The organism is Sagittula sp. S175 (assembly GCF_049800975.1).
Lineage (GTDB): Bacteria > Pseudomonadota > Alphaproteobacteria > Rhodobacterales > Rhodobacteraceae > Sagittula.
The window spans coordinates 44,505-60,886 of sequence record NZ_JBNAGB010000024.1 but is presented as its reverse complement, the minus strand read 5'-3'; the positions used below and the strand labels follow the sequence as shown (position 1 = coordinate 60,886).

General features: G+C 64.2%; 18 protein-coding genes. 6 read left to right on the top strand and 12 right to left on the bottom strand.

The features are described 5' to 3' along the window. Positions 1-43: 43 nt before the first annotated feature. The 5 genes from hpf to ACP16H_RS21930 all read right to left on the bottom strand — a co-directional run bounded on the left by hpf (position 44) and on the right by ACP16H_RS21930 (position 3,398). A complete protein-coding gene (hpf, locus tag ACP16H_RS21950) occupies positions 44-610 on the bottom strand; it encodes a ribosome hibernation-promoting factor, HPF/YfiA family (protein ID WP_425074370.1) in 567 nt (188 codons plus the stop codon). Between the two features lie 293 nt (positions 611-903). Continuing rightward, on the bottom strand, positions 904-1,662 hold the full coding sequence (gene lptB, locus ACP16H_RS21945; protein ID WP_425074369.1) for an LPS export ABC transporter ATP-binding protein: 759 nt from the start codon (positions 1,660-1,662) through the stop codon (positions 904-906). After that, positions 1,662-2,165, bottom strand: coding sequence for a lipopolysaccharide transport periplasmic protein LptA (lptA, locus tag ACP16H_RS21940; protein ID WP_425074368.1), 504 nt, complete (start codon positions 2,163-2,165; stop codon positions 1,662-1,664). Before lptA ends, lptB begins: the two co-directional genes overlap by 1 nt. Next, positions 2,162-2,776, bottom strand: a complete 615-nt coding sequence (gene lptC / locus ACP16H_RS21935; protein ID WP_425074367.1) for an LPS export ABC transporter periplasmic protein LptC — start codon at positions 2,774-2,776, stop codon at positions 2,162-2,164. Before lptC ends, lptA begins: the two co-directional genes overlap by 4 nt. A 7-nt stretch (positions 2,777-2,783) precedes the next feature. Continuing rightward, positions 2,784-3,398, bottom strand: coding sequence for a ribonuclease D (locus ACP16H_RS21930; protein ID WP_425074366.1), 615 nt, complete (start codon positions 3,396-3,398; stop codon positions 2,784-2,786). Between the two features lie 877 nt (positions 3,399-4,275). Here ACP16H_RS21930 and ACP16H_RS21925 point away from each other — a divergent pair. Next, positions 4,276-4,965 carry a sugar transferase gene (locus ACP16H_RS21925; protein ID WP_425074365.1) on the top strand — a complete coding sequence of 230 codons (690 nt, stop codon included), beginning with the start codon at positions 4,276-4,278 and terminating at the stop codon, positions 4,963-4,965. 85 nt (positions 4,966-5,050) lie between these two features. On the opposite strand, the gene ACP16H_RS21920 is transcribed toward ACP16H_RS21925, so the two are convergent. Both ACP16H_RS21920 and ACP16H_RS21915 read right to left on the bottom strand, forming a co-directional pair. Then, on the bottom strand, positions 5,051-5,617 hold the full coding sequence (locus tag ACP16H_RS21920) for a hypothetical protein (protein ID WP_425074364.1): 567 nt from the start codon (positions 5,615-5,617) through the stop codon (positions 5,051-5,053). Between the two features lie 119 nt (positions 5,618-5,736). Continuing rightward, positions 5,737-6,543: an FAS1-like dehydratase domain-containing protein gene (locus ACP16H_RS21915; protein ID WP_425074363.1), complete on the bottom strand. Its 807-nt coding sequence runs from the start codon at positions 6,541-6,543 to the stop codon at positions 5,737-5,739. A gap of 33 nt (positions 6,544-6,576) precedes the next feature. Here ACP16H_RS21915 and ACP16H_RS21910 point away from each other — a divergent pair, with 33 nt between their 5' ends. Next, the gene (locus tag ACP16H_RS21910) at positions 6,577-6,972 is read left to right on the top strand and encodes a VOC family protein (protein ID WP_425074362.1); all 396 of its coding nucleotides are present in this window, start codon (positions 6,577-6,579) and stop codon (positions 6,970-6,972) included. Here the strand turns inward: ACP16H_RS21910 and ACP16H_RS21905 are convergent. Together ACP16H_RS21905 and ACP16H_RS21900 are read right to left on the bottom strand one after the other, a co-directional pair. Further along, complete coding sequence (locus ACP16H_RS21905) at positions 6,969-7,511, bottom strand: NADPH-dependent FMN reductase (protein WP_425074361.1); 543 nt, start codon at positions 7,509-7,511, stop codon at positions 6,969-6,971. The genes ACP16H_RS21910 and ACP16H_RS21905 overlap by 4 nt on opposite strands. Before the next feature lie 87 nt (positions 7,512-7,598). Beyond that, a complete protein-coding gene (locus ACP16H_RS21900; protein WP_425074360.1) occupies positions 7,599-8,258 on the bottom strand; it encodes an OmpA family protein in 660 nt (219 codons plus the stop codon). Positions 8,259-8,586: 328 nt separating this feature from the next. Here ACP16H_RS21900 and ACP16H_RS21895 point away from each other — a divergent pair, with 328 nt between their 5' ends. Beyond that, the gene (locus ACP16H_RS21895) at positions 8,587-9,666 is read left to right on the top strand and encodes a hypothetical protein (RefSeq protein WP_425074359.1); all 1,080 of its coding nucleotides are present in this window, start codon (positions 8,587-8,589) and stop codon (positions 9,664-9,666) included. A 62-nt stretch (positions 9,667-9,728) separates the two neighbouring features. Here the strand turns inward: ACP16H_RS21895 and ACP16H_RS21890 are convergent, their stop codons facing one another. Both ACP16H_RS21890 and ACP16H_RS21885 read right to left on the bottom strand, forming a co-directional pair. Beyond that, positions 9,729-11,057 (bottom strand): family 16 glycosylhydrolase, encoded by a 1,329-nt coding sequence (locus tag ACP16H_RS21890; protein WP_425074358.1) that lies wholly within the window; start codon positions 11,055-11,057, stop codon positions 9,729-9,731. A 151-nt stretch (positions 11,058-11,208) separates the two neighbouring features. After that, complete coding sequence (locus ACP16H_RS21885; RefSeq protein ID WP_425074357.1) at positions 11,209-12,045, bottom strand: methylated-DNA--[protein]-cysteine S-methyltransferase; 837 nt, start codon at positions 12,043-12,045, stop codon at positions 11,209-11,211. A 178-nt stretch (positions 12,046-12,223) separates the two neighbouring features. On the opposite strand from ACP16H_RS21885, the gene nth reads away from it, so the two are divergent. The 3 genes from nth (at position 12,224) to ACP16H_RS21870 (ending at position 15,190) form a co-directional block, all read left to right on the top strand. After that, complete coding sequence (nth, locus tag ACP16H_RS21880) at positions 12,224-12,868, top strand: endonuclease III (RefSeq protein ID WP_425074356.1); 645 nt, start codon at positions 12,224-12,226, stop codon at positions 12,866-12,868. Then, entirely contained in the window at positions 12,865-13,854 is a 990-nt protein-coding gene (locus ACP16H_RS21875; protein WP_425074355.1) for an adenosine kinase, read from the top strand. Before nth ends, ACP16H_RS21875 begins: the two co-directional genes overlap by 4 nt. Before the next feature lie 136 nt (positions 13,855-13,990). Further along, positions 13,991-15,190 carry a S8 family serine peptidase gene (locus ACP16H_RS21870; RefSeq protein WP_425074354.1) on the top strand — a complete coding sequence of 400 codons (1,200 nt, stop codon included), beginning with the start codon at positions 13,991-13,993 and terminating at the stop codon, positions 15,188-15,190. Here the strand turns inward: ACP16H_RS21870 and ACP16H_RS21865 are convergent. Then, entirely contained in the window at positions 15,187-16,341 is a 1,155-nt protein-coding gene (locus ACP16H_RS21865) for an aromatic ring-hydroxylating oxygenase subunit alpha (protein ID WP_425074353.1), read from the bottom strand. The two genes, ACP16H_RS21870 and ACP16H_RS21865, sit on opposite strands and share 4 nt — an antisense overlap. Between the last annotated feature and the right edge of the window lie 41 nt (positions 16,342-16,382).

Here is a 16,382-nt window from a genome sequence, read left to right as displayed (position 1 = left end):
TGCCCTGTGGGTCAACGGGTCAGCGCCCCGACAACCGTTTGGATCACGGATCGATCCAGCCGATGTTGCCGTCTTCGCGCCGGTAAACGACGTTCACCCCATCCTTCTTCTCGTTCCGGAACACCAGCACCGGGGCGCCGGCCAGTTCCATCTGCATCACTGCTTCGCCCACGGACAGCGACGGGATCTTGGTCTCCATCTCTGCGACGATGATCGGCTGAAGCGACTCCGGTTCGGCCACATCGTCGCCGTCGCCGTGACGAGCAAGGATGTTATACGCGGCCTCGATCATTTCAACCGGCTCTGTACGGTCCTTGTGGTGATCTTTCAACCGCCGTTTATAGCGACGCAGCTGTTTGTCCATTTTCTCGACGCAGGCATCGAAGGCAGCGTAGATCTCGGTCGCATGCCCCTTGGCGGCAGCGTTCAGGCCGCTCGACAGGTGGACGACGGTCTCGCAGACATATTCGTGGGCCGACTTGGAAAAAATAACGGTCGCGTCGGTCGGGCGCTGCGAATACTTGTCCAGCGCCGAGCCGAGCTCGGTCTTGACGTGGGTTTGCAGTGCATCGCCAATATCGATCTGTTTGCCCGTGATCTGGTAACGCATGTTCCGTCCTTCTCTTTATTAGCACCGACAAATCGGCCGGGGCGACGGGCCCCTTGGTGGAGTCATCGGTTCAGGAAGGGCGCCCCGCTGCGGCATGTGCACGACCGTGGCCCGAAGCTCGGGAAACTGTCGTTCTGCCATGCCGCGATACAAAGCACCATGTCTTCATTTGGAGGTGAAAGCCCTTCGCCTGTCAATCGAAACCGATAGGAGAACTGTGCCCTTCAGGGTGAAATCTGCCCTTGATTTGCATCAGAAACTGACAGGTTGTTAACACTCGCCACGCGAAGGTGTCAGGCCAGACGGAAATTGTCGCCAAGGTAGACCCGGCGCACATTCTCGTTCTGCACCACTTCTTCGGGGGTGCCCGACATCAGCACCTGACCGTCGTGCAGGATGTAGGCGCGGTCGACCAGGGCGAGCGTCTCGGCCACGTTGTGATCGGTGATCAGCACGCCCAGGCCGCGAGTTTTCAGATCCGCCACGAGGTGCCGGATATCCCCGACCGAAATCGGATCGACCCCGGCAAAGGGTTCGTCCAGCAGCAGGTACTTCGGGTCCGCCGCCAGACAGCGCGCGATCTCCACCCGTCGCCGCTCCCCGCCCGAGAGCGCCAGCGCGGGCGCGCGGCGCAGATGCTCGATGGAGAACTCGCCCAGCAACTCCTCCAACCGCTCGCGACGGCGCGTCGCGTCGCGCTCCGCGATGTCTAGAACCGCGCCGATGTTGTCCTCGACCGACAGCCCGCGGAAAATACTCATCTCCTGCGGCAGGTAGCCGATTCCCATCCTCGCACGGCGGTACATCGGCAGATAGGTCGCGTCGCGCCCGTCGATCAGCACCTGCCCGGCGTCCGGGTTCACCAGACCGGCGATGGCATAGAACGACGTGGTCTTGCCCGACCCGTTCGGACCTAGCAAGGCGACCACCTCGCCCCGATCCAGCCTCATGGTCACGTCGCGGATCACGACGCGCTTGCGGTAGGCCTTGCGAAGGTGGTTCACCCGCAGACCGCTTGACCCTTCTGTCACCGTCAGGTTGGGGCGCGCCATTACTGGCCCTCCTCCTGCCGGATCACCGTCTTCACCCGTCCGGTCATCTGCGCCGTTCCGGTATCGAGGTTCACCACCATCCGTTCGGACGTCAGCGCGCTCTGGCCCTGGGTCAGCAGCACGTCGCCCGACATCACGACCAGTCCGTCCTCGATGTTGTAATCGGCGCGCTCTGCCTCGGCGGCCTCTTCACCGCTGACAAGCACCACCCCGCCGGTGGCCTCCATGCGCTGGATCTTGTTCTGATCCTCGGAAAATATCACCAGAACGCGCGGCGCCGCCAACCGCATGTCGCCCTGCACGATGACCACGTTGCCGGTATACAGCGCCGTCCCGTCCTTCTGGTTGACCGCCAGATTGTCCGCCGTGACCTCGACCGGAGCACTGGTGTCCTGCTGCAACCCGCCGCCAAAGGACACGTTCGCCCCCTGCGCGCTGGCCGCGAGGGGCATCAATGTCTGGAAAAGCAAGCAGAAAATCGCCGCTCGAAAGGGTCGCGTCATTCTTCAATATCCTTGTCTGGCGGCTGGTATATCATCTTGACGCCCTGCGTGAACAGCATTTGCACGTCGCCCTCGTCACCTTCGGGACGGATTTCCATCTTCCCGGCTTCGAGATGGCCCAGCGGCCCGTCCCCGGTGACCGCCCCGTCCGAAACCGCCTCCACGCGGTCCAGCGCCGACACCATCGCCTCTGTCACCAGCGTGTAGCCCTGGCTGTTGTTGATGTTGACCCCGCCGTCCAGATAGATGCGGCGTTCGCCGTCGCGCATCGTCGCCTGCACCGCGTCCAGGTCGATCGCCGCACCGTCCTTCAGCAGCAGCCGGGCGCGCAGCGCGTCCGCCTCGACATCGCCGCCGTCGAGGGGGCGGGCGCGCCGCGCCGTCATGGTCAGCACGTCACCGCTGCTCGTCGTTCCGGAGTAATACGGAGAAGACACGCCCGGAGTTGCCGTTTCGCCCTGCTGCAGCGCATCCGCAAAAGGCATGCTGTCCAGGTCATCGCGGCTGTCCGACAAAAGAAAGAGCATGGACAGCAGGCCCAGCGCCGCAAGTGGCAGCAGGATCTTCAACCAGGCGATCACCCGGGAATATAAGCCGTCGCCGCGCGCCATCTCGGTCTCAGGCGTGGGCAAAGATGTCGGTGTCGGGCCACCCTTCAAGGTCCAGCCGTGCCCGCATCGGCAGGAAGTCGAAACAGGCCTGCGCCATCTCCAGCCGCCCTTCACGTTCCAGCATCGCGGCCAGCGCCGCGCGCAGCCGATGCAGGTGCAACACGTCCGAGGCGGCGTAATCCATCTGCGCCGAGGTCAGCTTTTCCGCGCCCCAGTCCGACGATTGCTGCTGTTTCGAAATGTCCACCGACAGCAGTTCCTGCGTCAGCGTCTTCAGCCCGTGACGGTCGGTGTAGGTCCGCACCAGGCGGCTGGCGATCTTGGTACACCAGACCGGGGCGGCCAGCGCCCCAAAGCTGTGATACATCGCAGCAATGTCAAAGCGCCCATAGTGGAACAGCTTCAGCACCTCCGGGTCCTCCAGCAGCCGCGCGAGGTTCGGCGCCTCGGTCTGGCCCTTGGCGATCTGCACCAGATGCGCGTTGCCATCCCCCGCTGAAAGCTGCACGACGCACAGCCGGTCGCGGTGCGGGTTCAGCCCCATGGTCTCGCAGTCGATGGCCACGACAGGCCCAAGGTCGAGATCGTCAGGCAGGTCGCCCTTGTGCAGATGGTTGGCCATGGCTGTGCGTATCCCGTCCTTTTCGACTGTTCCGCACATATCCGCAGGGTGCCCTGCTTTCAACAGTCCGGACTTGGGCAGCCCGCCACATTTCGCCGAGGGAATCGGAGAATAAGGCGTCCGAGGGGCGATTTGAGGCCCAAATGTGGCCGCTTGCGGTCGCGATTCGGGCGCCACACTTCACGGAAACCGCAGCACTGTAACATTTCGTGAACATCCTCACTCACTCAGAAATTGTTAGAAACAAAGTGTTCAGAAATCCGAAGCAGTTAACCAATCTTCGGTTTGCGTCGGGGGACACCAAAATCACGAAATGGCGAGTCCGCCTCCTCAGTCGCCGCGATTGCCGCTTTCGTCACCAACGATCACGCCCCTTGCCAAAGTTTGAATGTGTGCAGGAAACAAAAACGGGTGGGAATGACCGCCAGTTTCTCCCCTGCGACAGGACCCGCCAAAGAGCTATCCCTTAGCGCAACGCTCGATTCTGCAGCGCAGGGATGCAACAATGCCGCAACAGCACAACCCAAAACCCCCACGCCCAACGCCGCCAAAACACTTCCATTTCAACCAAAACTTGTGCGCGCAAGCGTTCATTGACGGAAACGTGGCATCTGGGCATAACGGTCTGGTCGAGCGGATTTGACAAAGTCTTGCCACAATCCGCACTAACACGGCACTTGGGGGTTGGTGCTTCCACACGGGAGTCATTGGGTACGTCTGCTGCGATCTGCCTTGGATTTTAATTGGTGAACTGAACGGGGCCTGAACCGCCCTGCCGGCCATGGCGCTATCTGCTGCGCCCGGCGAAGCCATGCCAAGTCCAAGCCTGTCCTGCCGATTTATCCGCTCCGTCAACGCATGACTGAGGGAGGTCATCTTGACACTGCACATTCGCCAGCCGCTGCCGACGGCGACCATCGAGAACCTGATCGAAGATGCCCTCTTCGTTGCCGCCCAGCCGACTCCGTACCGCGACAGCTTGAAGCGCGCGCTGGACGTCACCCTCGTCCTGCTGGCCGCCCTGCCTGTCCTGATGATCACCGCGGTCTTTGCCGTGCTGGTCGCCCTCGACGGTAACAACCCGTTCTACACCCAGACCCGCGTTGGTCGGAACGACCGCGCCTTCCGCATGTGGAAGCTGCGTTCCATGGTGCCGAACGCGGACGCCCTGCTGGAAGCCCACCTGTCCGCGAACCCCGACGCCCGCGCCGAGTGGGATCGCGACCAGAAGCTTCGCCATGACCCGCGCATCACGCCCATTGGCCGCCTGATCCGCAAGACCTCCATCGACGAGCTGCCGCAGCTGTGGAACGTGCTCATCGGGGACATGTCCCTCGTCGGTCCGCGCCCGATGATGCCCTCGCAGAAGCCCATTTACCCGGGCACCGCCTACTATTCACTGCGCCCCGGCATCACCGGTTTCTGGCAGACCTCCGTGCGCAACGAATCCAGCTTTGCCGAGCGCGCCCGCTTCGACAGCGACTACCTGCGCGACATTTCCTTCGGCACCGACCTGCGCGTCCTGCTGAAGACCGTGCGCGTCGTGATCCACGGCACCGGCTGCTGACCTCTATCGGGCGTCTCTCTCGATCTCTCTCAACGCCCACCGACAGGCCCCGCCCCCAACGGCGGGGTCTTTCAGTTTGGATCGCCTACCCCGTGACGCCGACAATCGCGCCATAGATCGTCTCCGCCCGCGCCCAAGGCGTGCCCATAAGCAGGCTGCGGCGTCCGACGTCGTCCAGTTCGTCACACCGGTCGATGTCGGTGCCCTGGTTGTACGCGCCCATGCCGACAAAAACGTTGCCGGGCTTCCAGCACATGGTGTTCGCGACAGTCGTCCAGGCCCCGGCACGCCCCGGTCCATGCTGCATGTCCTTGGCCTGACGCGCGGCAAAGGCGACATCCTCGCCAAAATAGTTGAACACCTCGATCGTGCGGCTCCAGTCGTCCCTGTTGAACCCGTACCCGGCGGCCCAAGTCGCAAAGAGACGGATCTTTGCCCACGGCACGATATGGCGGCGATGCAACTGGTTGAGAACCCCAGTGGTCAGGGCCGTGGGGTGATGGGTCAGGAACTGCGCCAAGGTGGTCTCGCGCGCAAATGGCGTCTCTATGAAGCGGTCCAGCAAGTGACGGGAGAAGGCGGCGGGCTTTGCGGGGCGTTCCGTGGATCCGGTCCAGTTGTAGGATGAACCGCCGGTGTGGGTGACAGGCATTTCAGGCTCCTTTGCGATGATCTGCAAATTGTGCGCCCGATACCGCGATACGCGAAGAACTCTTACCGATGTACAATCAAAAACTGTACACTGGACCCAAACTTCCCGCGCCTGCGCCTCTACCCCGCGTTCACCTCCGCCTGCATCACCTGCCGTCCGTCCGGCCCCCGCACCCACATGCGCGACCCGTTGCGACACAGTGTGGCGCTCTCGTGGTGCATCAACGCCGAGGTCCCGCGAAAGCGGAACGTCCTGACAGCCTCCTGCCGCTCCGCCAGCAGCAACAAGCGTTGCGCCAGCAGCGGCCCATGCACCACCAGCCCGTCGTAGCCTTCGGTCCCGCGCGCATAGTCTTCGTCGTAATGGATACGGTGCCCGTTGAAGGTCAGCGCCGAGTAGCGGAACAACACGGTCGGGTTGAACCCGACCTCCTCGCGCGTCACCTCGTCCACCGGGGCCAACGGTGGCGTGGGCTTGGGCGCGTCCAGCGCCGCCTCCTCGCGGTACACGAGGTCCTGCACATCGCGGATGCACAGCGCGCCCTCCTGCCAGACCTGATGCTCCAGCGTCACGAACCCCAGCGCGCCCGAGCGCCCCTCCTTACGCGCGACCTTCACGCGCCGCGTCCGCTTCTCCGCCACCACACCAGCACGCAGGGGAGCGAGGAATTCCAGCTGTCCCCCCGCCCACATCCGGCGCGGCAATCCCAGATCGGGGATCAGATCATCCCCGGTGCGCGGATGCCCGTCCCGGCCCAGCCGACCCGGCGGGCGCGCGTCCCAGAAATAGACCTGATGAAAGAATGGCGGCAGCGGAGTGCCCTCCGCGATCTCTCCGGGCAGACCCAGCGTCGCCAGCAAGGCCTGCGCGCGGGCCGGGTCCATGACGTCGGTTTGACGGCGCTCGGGGGTTTGGTCATCCTGCATGGGCATCTCCCTTTGCTGCCCGAGGTATCGCCCATGCCCTTCAAGGTCCAGTCGCTCGACCACCTCGTCCTGACCGTTGCGGATATGGACGAGACCTGCGCCTTTTACACCCTGCTCGGCATGCAGGTGGCGGACTTCCAGCCCACCACGGGCGCGCCGCGCAAGGCGCTGCACTTCGGCACGCAAAAGATCAATCTCCATCCTGCCAGCGGCCCGTTCGACCCAAAGGCCGAATACCCGACCCCCGGCTCCGCCGATCTGTGCTTTCTCAGTGATACGCCCATCGACGACTGGGTCAGCCACCTGCGCGCGCAGGGCATCGAGATCGAGGAAGGCCCCGTCCCGCGTTCCGGCGCGCAGGGGCCGATCCTCTCGATCTACCTGCGCGACCCGGACGGCAACCTGATCGAGATATCAAACCCGGCCTAGCGCTCGGCTGCGCGGCGCAGGTCGGCCATCAACTCGTCCAGCAGCTTGATCGCCACGGGGTCGGTCAAACGCCCCTCATCGTCCCACTTGGTCGAGGTATTGCCGACCATGACCTCCGGCCCCGGCAGCAGCAGCGGGCGAAAGGCCGTCAGGCACAGCCGCGTCATCGCCTGCGACCGTGGCCCGCCCGCAGCGCCCGAGGCTGCCGACATCAGCGCCACGGGCTTGTCCCGCCACGGCGTGCCGCCCGTCCGGCTGATCCAGTCCAGCGCGTTCTTCAGCGCGCCCGAGATGCCCTTGTTGTACTCTGGCGTGGCGACGATCACCGCATCCGCCTGCGCGATCTGGTCGGCGGCGCGCGTCACCTCCTCCGGAATGCCCGACCCGTCCTGCATATCCTGATCGAACAGCGGAAAGCGGATGTCGATCTCGGTATACTCCGCCGCGCCAAAGCGCCGCGCGGCCTCGGCCAGCAGCAGGCGGTTGGTAGAGGCGGCGCGCAGCGACCCGCAAAGGCCGACAAGGTTCAGAGTGGTCATGGAAACTCCCGGTCCGTTTCCCTGACTATCTAAACGAAAAAGCGCCGCGACAAGGCGCGGCGCTTTGGAATTGCTCTGAAAGCCGGATCAGGCGTTCGGCAGGATCACGATTTCCACGCGACGGTTCTGCTGCTTGCCTTCCGGCGTCAGGTTCGACGCGATCGGCTGGTCCTCGCCACGCCCGATGACCTGGATACGGCCCGCCGGCACACCCTGCGAGATGAACACGTTGGCCACGGACTGCGCGCGGCGCTGCGACAGATTCTGGTTGTACGCCGCATCGCCATCCGAGTCGGTGTGGCCGATGACCTGCACCGTGGTGTTCGGATACTGCAGCAGCGAAGAGCCCACATCCTTGATGTCGCCCAGCAGGCCGCCGGACAGCGACGCGCTGTCGGTGGCGAACAGGATGTCCTGCGGCATGGTGACGATCAGGCGGTCGCCGGTGTTCTGGATGCCGACGTTGTTGCCCAGCTGCGCGCGCAGTTCGGCTTCCTGCTTGTCCAGCTGGTTGCCGATGGCGGCACCGGCGGCAGCACCGATCAGGGCGCCCGCGACGGTTGCGCGATTGCGCTCGCCCACGTCATTGCCACCAGCCAGACGGCCAGCCACGGCACCCGCAGCCGCGCCGACCAGCGCGCCGGTCTTTGCCTTGGCGTTGGGGTCTTCGTAGCCGGTCGGGCCGGTGGTGCAGGCCGTCAGGCCCAGAACGGCGACGGTGGAAAGCAGGATGGTTGAGCGGATCATAGTCTACTGTGCCTCTGGTATTGGAGCCCCGCCCTTCGCGGGACGTTGTGATGCTGAATGCTTAATGCCACAGCAGGGAAGAAGGTTCCCGCACAAATGATCCGTTGCGGCCGGATTTGGCGGCAATTCGCCCATTGCCAGGCCCCGGGGGAGCCATTTGGGAGAGGTTTCGCGGCGAAACATCCTTGGGGTACAGATGGTTAACGAAACGTTGCCTGCCCACGGCATCGGCCCGCCCGTCTCTTTGGTATAGTTTCCCTGTCGCGGATGGCCCCGACAAAAAGATGCCGCTAAAGCGCGCCAACAAACAGTTGTTGAGGTGTTTACCATGAAGAAAGTCCTTGCCTGCGCAGTGGGTTGCGCGCCTGCCCTGTTGCCCGATGCGCTAAGCCTCGGGATGCAGTTCAGCTATTGGGGCGCGGCGCTGTCCGGCGTTTTGCTGGCCGTGGCGCTGGTGCATTACAAGCCCTGGCGGAACACCGAGGACCCGCAGGCCGAAAAGGGGCTGGAGGTGGTCGGCGTCCTTTCGCTGGCCTTTGTCGTCTCGGTCGCCTTCACCGTCTACCAGCTGGGCGCCAAGAAGACCGTCACCGCCGAGCTTGCCCCGGAACTGGCCGCAGCCTTTGCCAAGGTCGCGGGCACGCAGGACGAGCTGCGCGACATGATCGCGGCGGCCGACGAACGCACGCAGGCGGTGCAGCGGGTGGTCGAGCTGGAAGCACAGCTGAACACCGCAGAACGCGCATTGGCGGCGAATGAACGCAATGCACAGGAACGCGAGCGGGAATTGCAGGCAGAGTTCCGGGCGAAGGTGCAGGAGATGCAGGCGCATATGGCGGAAGACGAGGAAGAAGCGCTGAACGAGGTCCTTCTTCTTCTCAGTCCCGGAAACTTCAACACTTACCTCAGAGACGCCCTGCCGGGCTACATCAACAAGAATGACGTGGAGTTGATCCAAAAGTGGACCGAGGCGACCGCCGCCGACCTCGATGCCTCGGCGGGTCCCATTACGGCCTCCACCTTCATGGCGCGCCCGAGGCCTGTTGATTTCGCGCTTCGATTGGGCACATCGGACGGTGTCGAGCTATGGCACCACGAAGACAGCTTTTCTGTAGAGGACCTCATTAGCGAAGGAACAGATGCGTGGACGGCGGAAACGGTCGTTGGAGCAGTCGCGCTCTCCGCGGAAACCTTGCAGACAGGGGACTATTTTTTCTGCATGACAGTCACCGACAGGGATACAGGCGACAAATGGACCGCCTGGACGGTCGAAACCTTCGAGCTGGAGACCAAGGAAATCGAGGTGCGCGACACGGTCATCAACACCCTGCCCCGATCCTGGACGCACAGCCACACGGCGGATGCTCGGCCTTACAAGGCAGCGCTCGACGCCTTTTGTGGCGCCTGAACCCGCGCTGACGACCAACGAGATGATACAGCCCCGGTGAGACCCACCGGGGCTGTCGCGTTTCAGAATACGAATGCCCCGGCGTCGACGAAGGCCTGAACGTCCAGCGCCTCGCCCGTCGCCGCCATGGCGATCTCTGCCGTGTCACCTTCGGGCGCGAACTGGATCAGCGTCCACATCTTCACCTGCCGCAGGCTGATCTGATCTGCCGAGATGCCCAGAAGGCTCACGTCGATCCGGTCGCCCCCGGCGATGTCGAGGTTGCACATCATCACGTAGTCTTCGAGCATGTCGGTAAAGACGAAAGTATCCGCCCCCGCTCCGCCATCCACCCGGTCCCCCGATCCGACAAAGATCAGGTCGTCGCCGTCATTGCCTTGCAGGCTGTCCGCGCCGTCGCCACCAACGATAATGTCATTGCCTCCGCCGCCGCGCAGCTGGTCATTGCCCGCGCCGCCAAAGATCACGTCATCGCCGTTCCCGGCCTTGACGAAGTCATCCCCCTCCCCCGTCAGAAAGGACCGCCCCGTCTCGGCGTCGAGATCGTGATAGATCAAGAAGCGGTCGTCGCCCCCGGTGCCCAGCGCCTCCTCTGCAATCGCGTGTTCGAGGTCCGCGAGGATCACGTCCCAGCCCGGCGGGGTGTTGAGACTGACCACCTCCAGCGGGTCCACCGGCGTCCCCAGTCCGGCGATCACAGCCTCTACCGGCTGATCGGGATAGGCGAACTGCCCCGCCCAGCCTTCCATGTTCGGTGTCACGGCCCAGACGCTGGTGTAGCTCTTCATCACCCCCGCGTACCAGGTGTTGCCGGGCATGTCCTCCGCCCCGAAGGACCCCACCACGGCCCCGTCGATCCTGAAATCGGCGCGGTCTTCCATCACCTCGATCTCGTACAGGTGGAACCCTTCGGCCGCGTCAAAGCCCAGATCCACCGTGTACGGCCCGTCTGCATTGCTTTGCGCCTGCATCACGTGCCGCCCGTCGGCGTCGAGCATATGGACGTTCAGCTCTACCCTGGTGGTGTCGCCCTTCACGAACTCGAAATCGAACTCGATCCAGTCCTGCGTCTGGTGGAACGCCTTGTAAGTGAACATGGCAAAGACCACGCCTTCGGGCAGAACCGGCGCCTTTGCCAGCCAGCTCCAGGTGCCATAGGTCGCCCGCACGGCAGACTGGAATTCGGCCCCGTCGTAGGGCGTGGCCCCGTCAGATCGGTCCAGGACCATGCGGATGGTGCCATCCCCCGGTTGCGTCACGTTGTCAGCGGACCACCCCATGAGGCTGCTCTTGCCCCATGTGCTGATGATCCAGTCGTCCCGGTTCCAACTGGACTGAGCCAGCGTGATAAGAGTTTCGTCTCCAGCCTTGTTTACGGCTTCATAGGTCACTGCAGCGCCCCCGTTTTTTGCCTGCGTTTCGATGACGAGCGCAAACAATCACAGGGCATAACGGCGCAAACCCGACGCTCGCGGGGCGTTTATCTGATCCGGGTTTAATCCGAGCTAACGTGACATCTTTTGCGGTCCTATCGGGCGCGCATCACGCTTCCAGCCGGGCGGCTTCCCAGGCCAGAAGGGCGCGTTTTACCGGCAAGCCCCAGTGATACCCGCCAAGCCCGCCCGACTTGCGCAATGCGCGGTGGCAGGGGATCAGGTAGCTGATCGGGTTGCGCCCCACCGCCGTGCCGACGGCACGCACGGCCTTTGGATGGCCGATACATTGGGCGATCTCCGAGTAGGTGGTGACATGGCCCGAAGGGATTCGCATCAGCGCCTCCCAGACCTTGATCTGGAACGGCGCGCCGATCATGAACAGCGGGACGTCGCCCTTGGCCTGACCAAAGGCCGCCTCGACCCAGGGCCGCAGCGGGTCCGGGTCCTCGACATAGGTTGCGCCGGGCCAGCGCGCGGTCAGATCCTCCATCGCCAGGTCCGGCGTCGTCTCTGCCATGAACCCGATCCCGCAGATCCCCCGGTCGGTGCCCATCACCAGCGCAGGCCCAAAGGGGCTGTCGAAGGTGCCGTACCGGATCACCAGCCCCTCGCCGCCCTTGGCATACTCGCCGGGGGACATGGCCTCCCACCGCAGGAACAGGTCATGCAGCCGCCCACCGCCCGACAGGCCGGCGGCATGAGAGGCCTCCAGCGTGGTAAACCGCTCGTCCAGCAATGCCTTGGCATGGCCCAGCGTCAGGTACTGCTGCAACCGCTTCGGAGAGACCCCGGCCCAGCGGCTGAACAGGCGTTGGAAATGCGCCGGGCTCATCTTCATTTCCGCCGCCAGCGCATCCAGAGAAGCCTGCGGCCCCAGCCGGTCCACCGCTTCGATGGCGCGGCCCATCACGGCGTAATGATAGCTCTGGTCGGTATCGGGCATGGCAGTCTCCTTTGTGGTCAGACTAGCGCGGGGCGGGGGCGCGATGCAGCCCGGAACTTGCGCTTTTGGCGGGCGATCGCGGGTCTCCCCCCGCTGGGTGAAGCCCCCGAAAACACGCTCGCGCGCGACGCCCGCGCGGGCGCTTGCGATACGGGGCGCAAGCGGGCATAGGTCGGGCATGGCAAAGCAGATGGATTATCACACCCTGCGCGAGGTCTTTACGCGCTTTCGCGACAGCGAACCCGAACCCAAGGGCGAGCTGAACCACGTCAACGCCTACACGTTGGTCGTGGCGGTTGCCTTGTCCGCGCAGGCGACCGACGCGGGCGTCAACAAGGCGACGGAAAAGCTGTTCCAGATCGCCGACACGCCGGAAAAGATGCTGGCCCTCGGGCTGGACGGCGTGACCGAGCACATCAAGACCATCGGCCTGTTCCGCAACAAGGCCAAGAACGTCATCAAGCTCAGCCAGATCCTCGTCGATGAATACAACTCCGAGGTTCCCTGCTCCCGCGCCGCACTGGAATCGCTTCCGGGCGTTGGCCGCAAGACGGCGAATGTCGTGCTGAACATGTGGTGGCACTATCCGGCACAGGCGGTCGACACGCATATCTTCCGCGTCGGCAATCGGGCAGGCATCTGCCCCGGCAAGGACGTGGTCGCGGTCGAGCGCGCCATCGAGGATCACATCCCCGTCGACTTTCAACAACACGCGCATCACTGGCTGATCCTGCATGGCCGGTACATCTGCGTGGCACGCAAACCCAAATGCGGGGCCTGCATCATCAGGGACCTGTGCCAGTACGAGGACAAGACCGAATGAAAAAGTACCAGCTCGCCGGGATCGGCAATGCCGTGGTGGACGTGATCGCCCGCGCCGATGACAGCTTTCTCGACCTCATGGGCATCGAGAAGGGCATCATGCAACTGATCGAACGCGAACGCGGCGAGACGCTGTATGCCGCCATGGGCAACCGCGTGCAGACGCCGGGCGGGTCTCTGGCGAACACCATCGCGGGCGCAGGGGCGCTGGGGCTGAAGACGGCGTTCTTTGGCCGGGTGAAGGATGACGCGCTGGGGCGGTTCTACGCGGATGCGATGACCAACGAGGGGATCGCCTTCGTCAACGCCCCGGTCGAAGGTGCCGAACTGCCGACCTCGCGCTGCATGATCTTTGTCACCCCGGATGGCGAGCGGTCGATGAACACCTACCTCGGGATTTCCTCGGAACTCGGGCCGGAGGACGTGGCCGACGAGATCGCCGCCGACTCCGAGGTGATCTTTCTCGAAGGTTACCTGTTTGACAAGGACAAGGGCAAAGAGGCCTTCCTGAAGGCCGCGCGGGCCTGCAAGGCGGCGGGCGGGAAGGCCGGGATCGCCATCTCCGACCCGTTCTGCGTCGAACGCCACCGCGCCGACTTCCTGACCCTGATCGAGAACGAGATGGATTTCGTCATCGGTAACGAGGCCGAGATCCGCTCGCTCTACCAGAACGACGACCTCGAATCCGACCTCGCCGCTGTCTCCGCGATCTGTCCGCTGGTGGTCTGCACCCGCTCGGGCGACGGCGTGACCATCGTTCAGAACGGCGTGCGCACCGATGTCCCGGTGAAAAAGGTCGTTCCCGTGGATGCCACAGGTGCCGGTGACCAGTTCGCGGCCGGGTTCCTCTATGGCCTCGTGACGGGCCGCGAGATGGAAACCTGCGGCCGCATGGGCACCCTCGCGGCGGGCGAAGTCATCGGCCACATGGGCCCGCGCCCCGAGGCCAGCGTGCAGGCCCTGTTCAAGAACGCCGGGCTGCTCTGAGCCACCGGCCTCTCCGACCCGTGGAAATCGCGACACGTCACGCGCTTTTCACGGGTTTTTCACGAGTGCGTCCTTTCCGATCCAATCTCCGCAAGAGTAGCCTGTACAAAGGAAACTATTGAGTTCCGGAGATTTTATGAACCGCTATCTCGTTCTGCGTGATCGGACCGACAATTGGCGTCGGTCAGAGGTGCCGCTTGAAGTCTCCCTGGCGCCGCGCCACCCCGGCGTGCCCGCAGAACCGCAGATCGACGGGCTTGAACTGTCGCCAGAGGAACTGCGCGACATCGTCCGCGATCCGAAGAACCTGACCGTTGCCCCGGTCATGCCGACGCGCATGGTCAACCCGGAACCGCTGGACGATCTGCGCGCCGATGACGTGGTGCCCGGCTGGGGGCTGAACGCGGTGGGGGCCAACCGGACCCAGGCCACCGGCGCCGGAGTGCGCGTGGCGCTGCTGGACACGGGTATCGAACGCAGCCACCCGGCCTTTCATGGGGTCAGGCTGACCACCCACGACTTCGTCGGCACCGGGATCAGCGACGCCAACGGCCACGGCACCCATCTGGCCGGTACGATCCTTGGCCGCGACCAGGGCGGCACGCGGATCGGCGTGGCGCGCGGTGTCACGGATATGCTGGTGGGCAAGACCCTTGCGGACAACGGTCTGGGCCGATCCGACATCTTCCTGAACGCCGTGCTCTGGGCGATGGAACAGAAGGCCGACATCATCGCCTTCGCGCTCAGCTTTGACACGGCCGCCCATGTCGAAGCGCTGACCACCGCCGGCTACCCCCGCGTGCAGGCCAACACGGCTGCCGTGAACGCCTATCGCGGCAACCTGCGGCTCTTCGAACTGATGATGGACATGCTCGCCCCCAAGGACGGCCCCCTCTTGCTGGGAGCGATCGGCAATGACAGCATGCGCGTGATCTCTCCCACCTTCGAGACGGGGCCTTCGGCACCGGGTGCCGCGCGCCACGTCATTGCCACCGGCGCACACGGCCCCGGTCCCGACGGCGCCATGGACCAACTGGAACCGGCGCTGTTCTCCAATCTCGGTCCGGCGGTGGTGGCGCCGGGGGTCGGCGTGGTCTCGGCCAGCCTCGGTGGCGGGCTGCGCACGCTGAACGGTTCCTCCATGGCCATGGCCCACACCGTCGGCGTCGCTGCGCTTTGGGCCGAGGTCATGCGGGCAGAGGGCGAGACCGTGACCGCCCGCACCCTCGCGGCAAAGCTCGTCTCGACCGCCACGCGCAAAGGGTTGCGCAAAGGCCAGACGGTCCTCGATTGCGGTCACGGGCTGGTACAGGCCCCGCGCGGCACGCTGGACTAAACCGCGATCTCGCCGCGCAGGGCCGCGTCGATGGCGGCCTGCCCGAACTGCAACCCGCATTCGAACTTGCCGAACAGGAAGTCGTCGTTCGCGCCCGAGGCCAGACCCTTCTGGATGCCTTCACCGATGACGAAGTCCTCCTCGAACACCACCCGGATCAGGTCGTAGTTCTTGGTGAAATAGCGCTCGGCCTTTTCGGTCGCGGGGGCTTCGGCGATCAGCATCATGCATTGGAACACGCAGGTGCCCGGCCCGGTGGGGATCACCGTGTGGATGTAGACGTGGTCCGTCTGCACCTGCACGAAATTCGCCGGGAAGATGTAGTTCTGCGTCATGAAGTACTTGCGGTACTCCCATTCGCTTTCCGGCTTGTCGCGCAGTTCCACGATGTTGGGCTGCGGCAGGGCGTGGCGCACATGTGGGTTGAAATTCAGGTGGACACTCTGGTTGTCGAGGTAGCCCGCGCAGGCGGTGTCGCGGTGGGCGTGGCAGAAGTGGTAGCTTTCCTGAAAGCCCTCCAGCAGCAGCCGCCAACTCATGTTCTTGTGCAGCTCCCACTTGCGGAAGACGTGGTGCGTGCCCAGCGACAGGCCGTTCAGCTGCTCGGCCAGCGGCGCCAGCCACGCGTCGATATCCACCTCGTGATCCGGCACCGAAGGCATGACCCAGATCAGGCCGAAGCGTTCCCAGACGGGCAGTTCCTTCAGCCCGATCTTGGACTTGTCCACGCCGTCAAAGCCGAAGGCCTGCGGCATCCCGCGCAGCTTGCCGTCCAGCCCGTAGGTCCACGAATGATAGGGGCAGGAGAAGGTCCGCGCCTTGCCGCAGGGCTTGTCCTCCAGCCGCGCGCCGCGATGGCGGCAGACATTTAGGAAAGCCTTCAGCTCGCCGTCCTGCGTGCGCGTGATGAGGATCGGCACGCCGGTGGCGTCATGGGTGAGGAAATCGCCCGGCTCCGCCAGATCAGAGACATGCCCCATGACCAGCGGGAACTTGCGGAACAGCGTGTTGATCTCTTTGTCCAGCTGCTCGGGGCTGGTGTAGTTGGTGACGGGATTGGCCATCACCTCGGGCAGCATATGGGTGGTCTTGGTCTCTGCCATCTCCAGGATTTCCCGGATGATGTCGCGTTCCTGCGTGCTGATGGCCATTTCGTCACTCCTCCTGCACGGCCGCCCGTCCCCTTGCGGCG

Bases quoted from the DNA above. Each gene is read 5' to 3' on its own strand.
- hpf (WP_425074370.1), bottom strand. From the start codon at position 610: ATGCGTTACCAGATCACGGGCAAACAGATCGATATTGGCGATGCACTG.
- lptB (WP_425074369.1), bottom strand. From the start codon at position 1,662: ATGGCGCGCCCCAACCTGACGGTGACAGAAGGGTCAAGCGGTCTGCGG.
- lptA (WP_425074368.1), bottom strand. From the start codon at position 2,165: ATGACGCGACCCTTTCGAGCGGCGATTTTCTGCTTGCTTTTCCAGACA.
- lptC (WP_425074367.1), bottom strand. From the start codon at position 2,776: ATGGCGCGCGGCGACGGCTTATATTCCCGGGTGATCGCCTGGTTGAAG.
- ACP16H_RS21930 (WP_425074366.1), bottom strand. From the start codon at position 3,398: ATGGCCAACCATCTGCACAAGGGCGACCTGCCTGACGATCTCGACCTT.
- ACP16H_RS21920 (WP_425074364.1), bottom strand. From the start codon at position 5,617: ATGCCTGTCACCCACACCGGCGGTTCATCCTACAACTGGACCGGATCC.
- ACP16H_RS21915 (WP_425074363.1), bottom strand. From the start codon at position 6,543: ATGCAGGATGACCAAACCCCCGAGCGCCGTCAAACCGACGTCATGGAC.
- ACP16H_RS21910 (WP_425074362.1), top strand. From the start codon at position 6,577: ATGCCCTTCAAGGTCCAGTCGCTCGACCACCTCGTCCTGACCGTTGCG.
- ACP16H_RS21905 (WP_425074361.1), bottom strand. From the start codon at position 7,511: ATGACCACTCTGAACCTTGTCGGCCTTTGCGGGTCGCTGCGCGCCGCC.
- ACP16H_RS21900 (WP_425074360.1), bottom strand. From the start codon at position 8,258: ATGATCCGCTCAACCATCCTGCTTTCCACCGTCGCCGTTCTGGGCCTG.
- ACP16H_RS21895 (WP_425074359.1), top strand. From the start codon at position 8,587: ATGAAGAAAGTCCTTGCCTGCGCAGTGGGTTGCGCGCCTGCCCTGTTG.
- ACP16H_RS21885 (WP_425074357.1), bottom strand. From the start codon at position 12,045: ATGCCCGATACCGACCAGAGCTATCATTACGCCGTGATGGGCCGCGCC.
- nth (WP_425074356.1), top strand. From the start codon at position 12,224: ATGGCAAAGCAGATGGATTATCACACCCTGCGCGAGGTCTTTACGCGC.
- ACP16H_RS21875 (WP_425074355.1), top strand. From the start codon at position 12,865: ATGAAAAAGTACCAGCTCGCCGGGATCGGCAATGCCGTGGTGGACGTG.
- ACP16H_RS21870 (WP_425074354.1), top strand. From the start codon at position 13,991: ATGAACCGCTATCTCGTTCTGCGTGATCGGACCGACAATTGGCGTCGG.
- ACP16H_RS21865 (WP_425074353.1), bottom strand. From the start codon at position 16,341: ATGGCCATCAGCACGCAGGAACGCGACATCATCCGGGAAATCCTGGAG.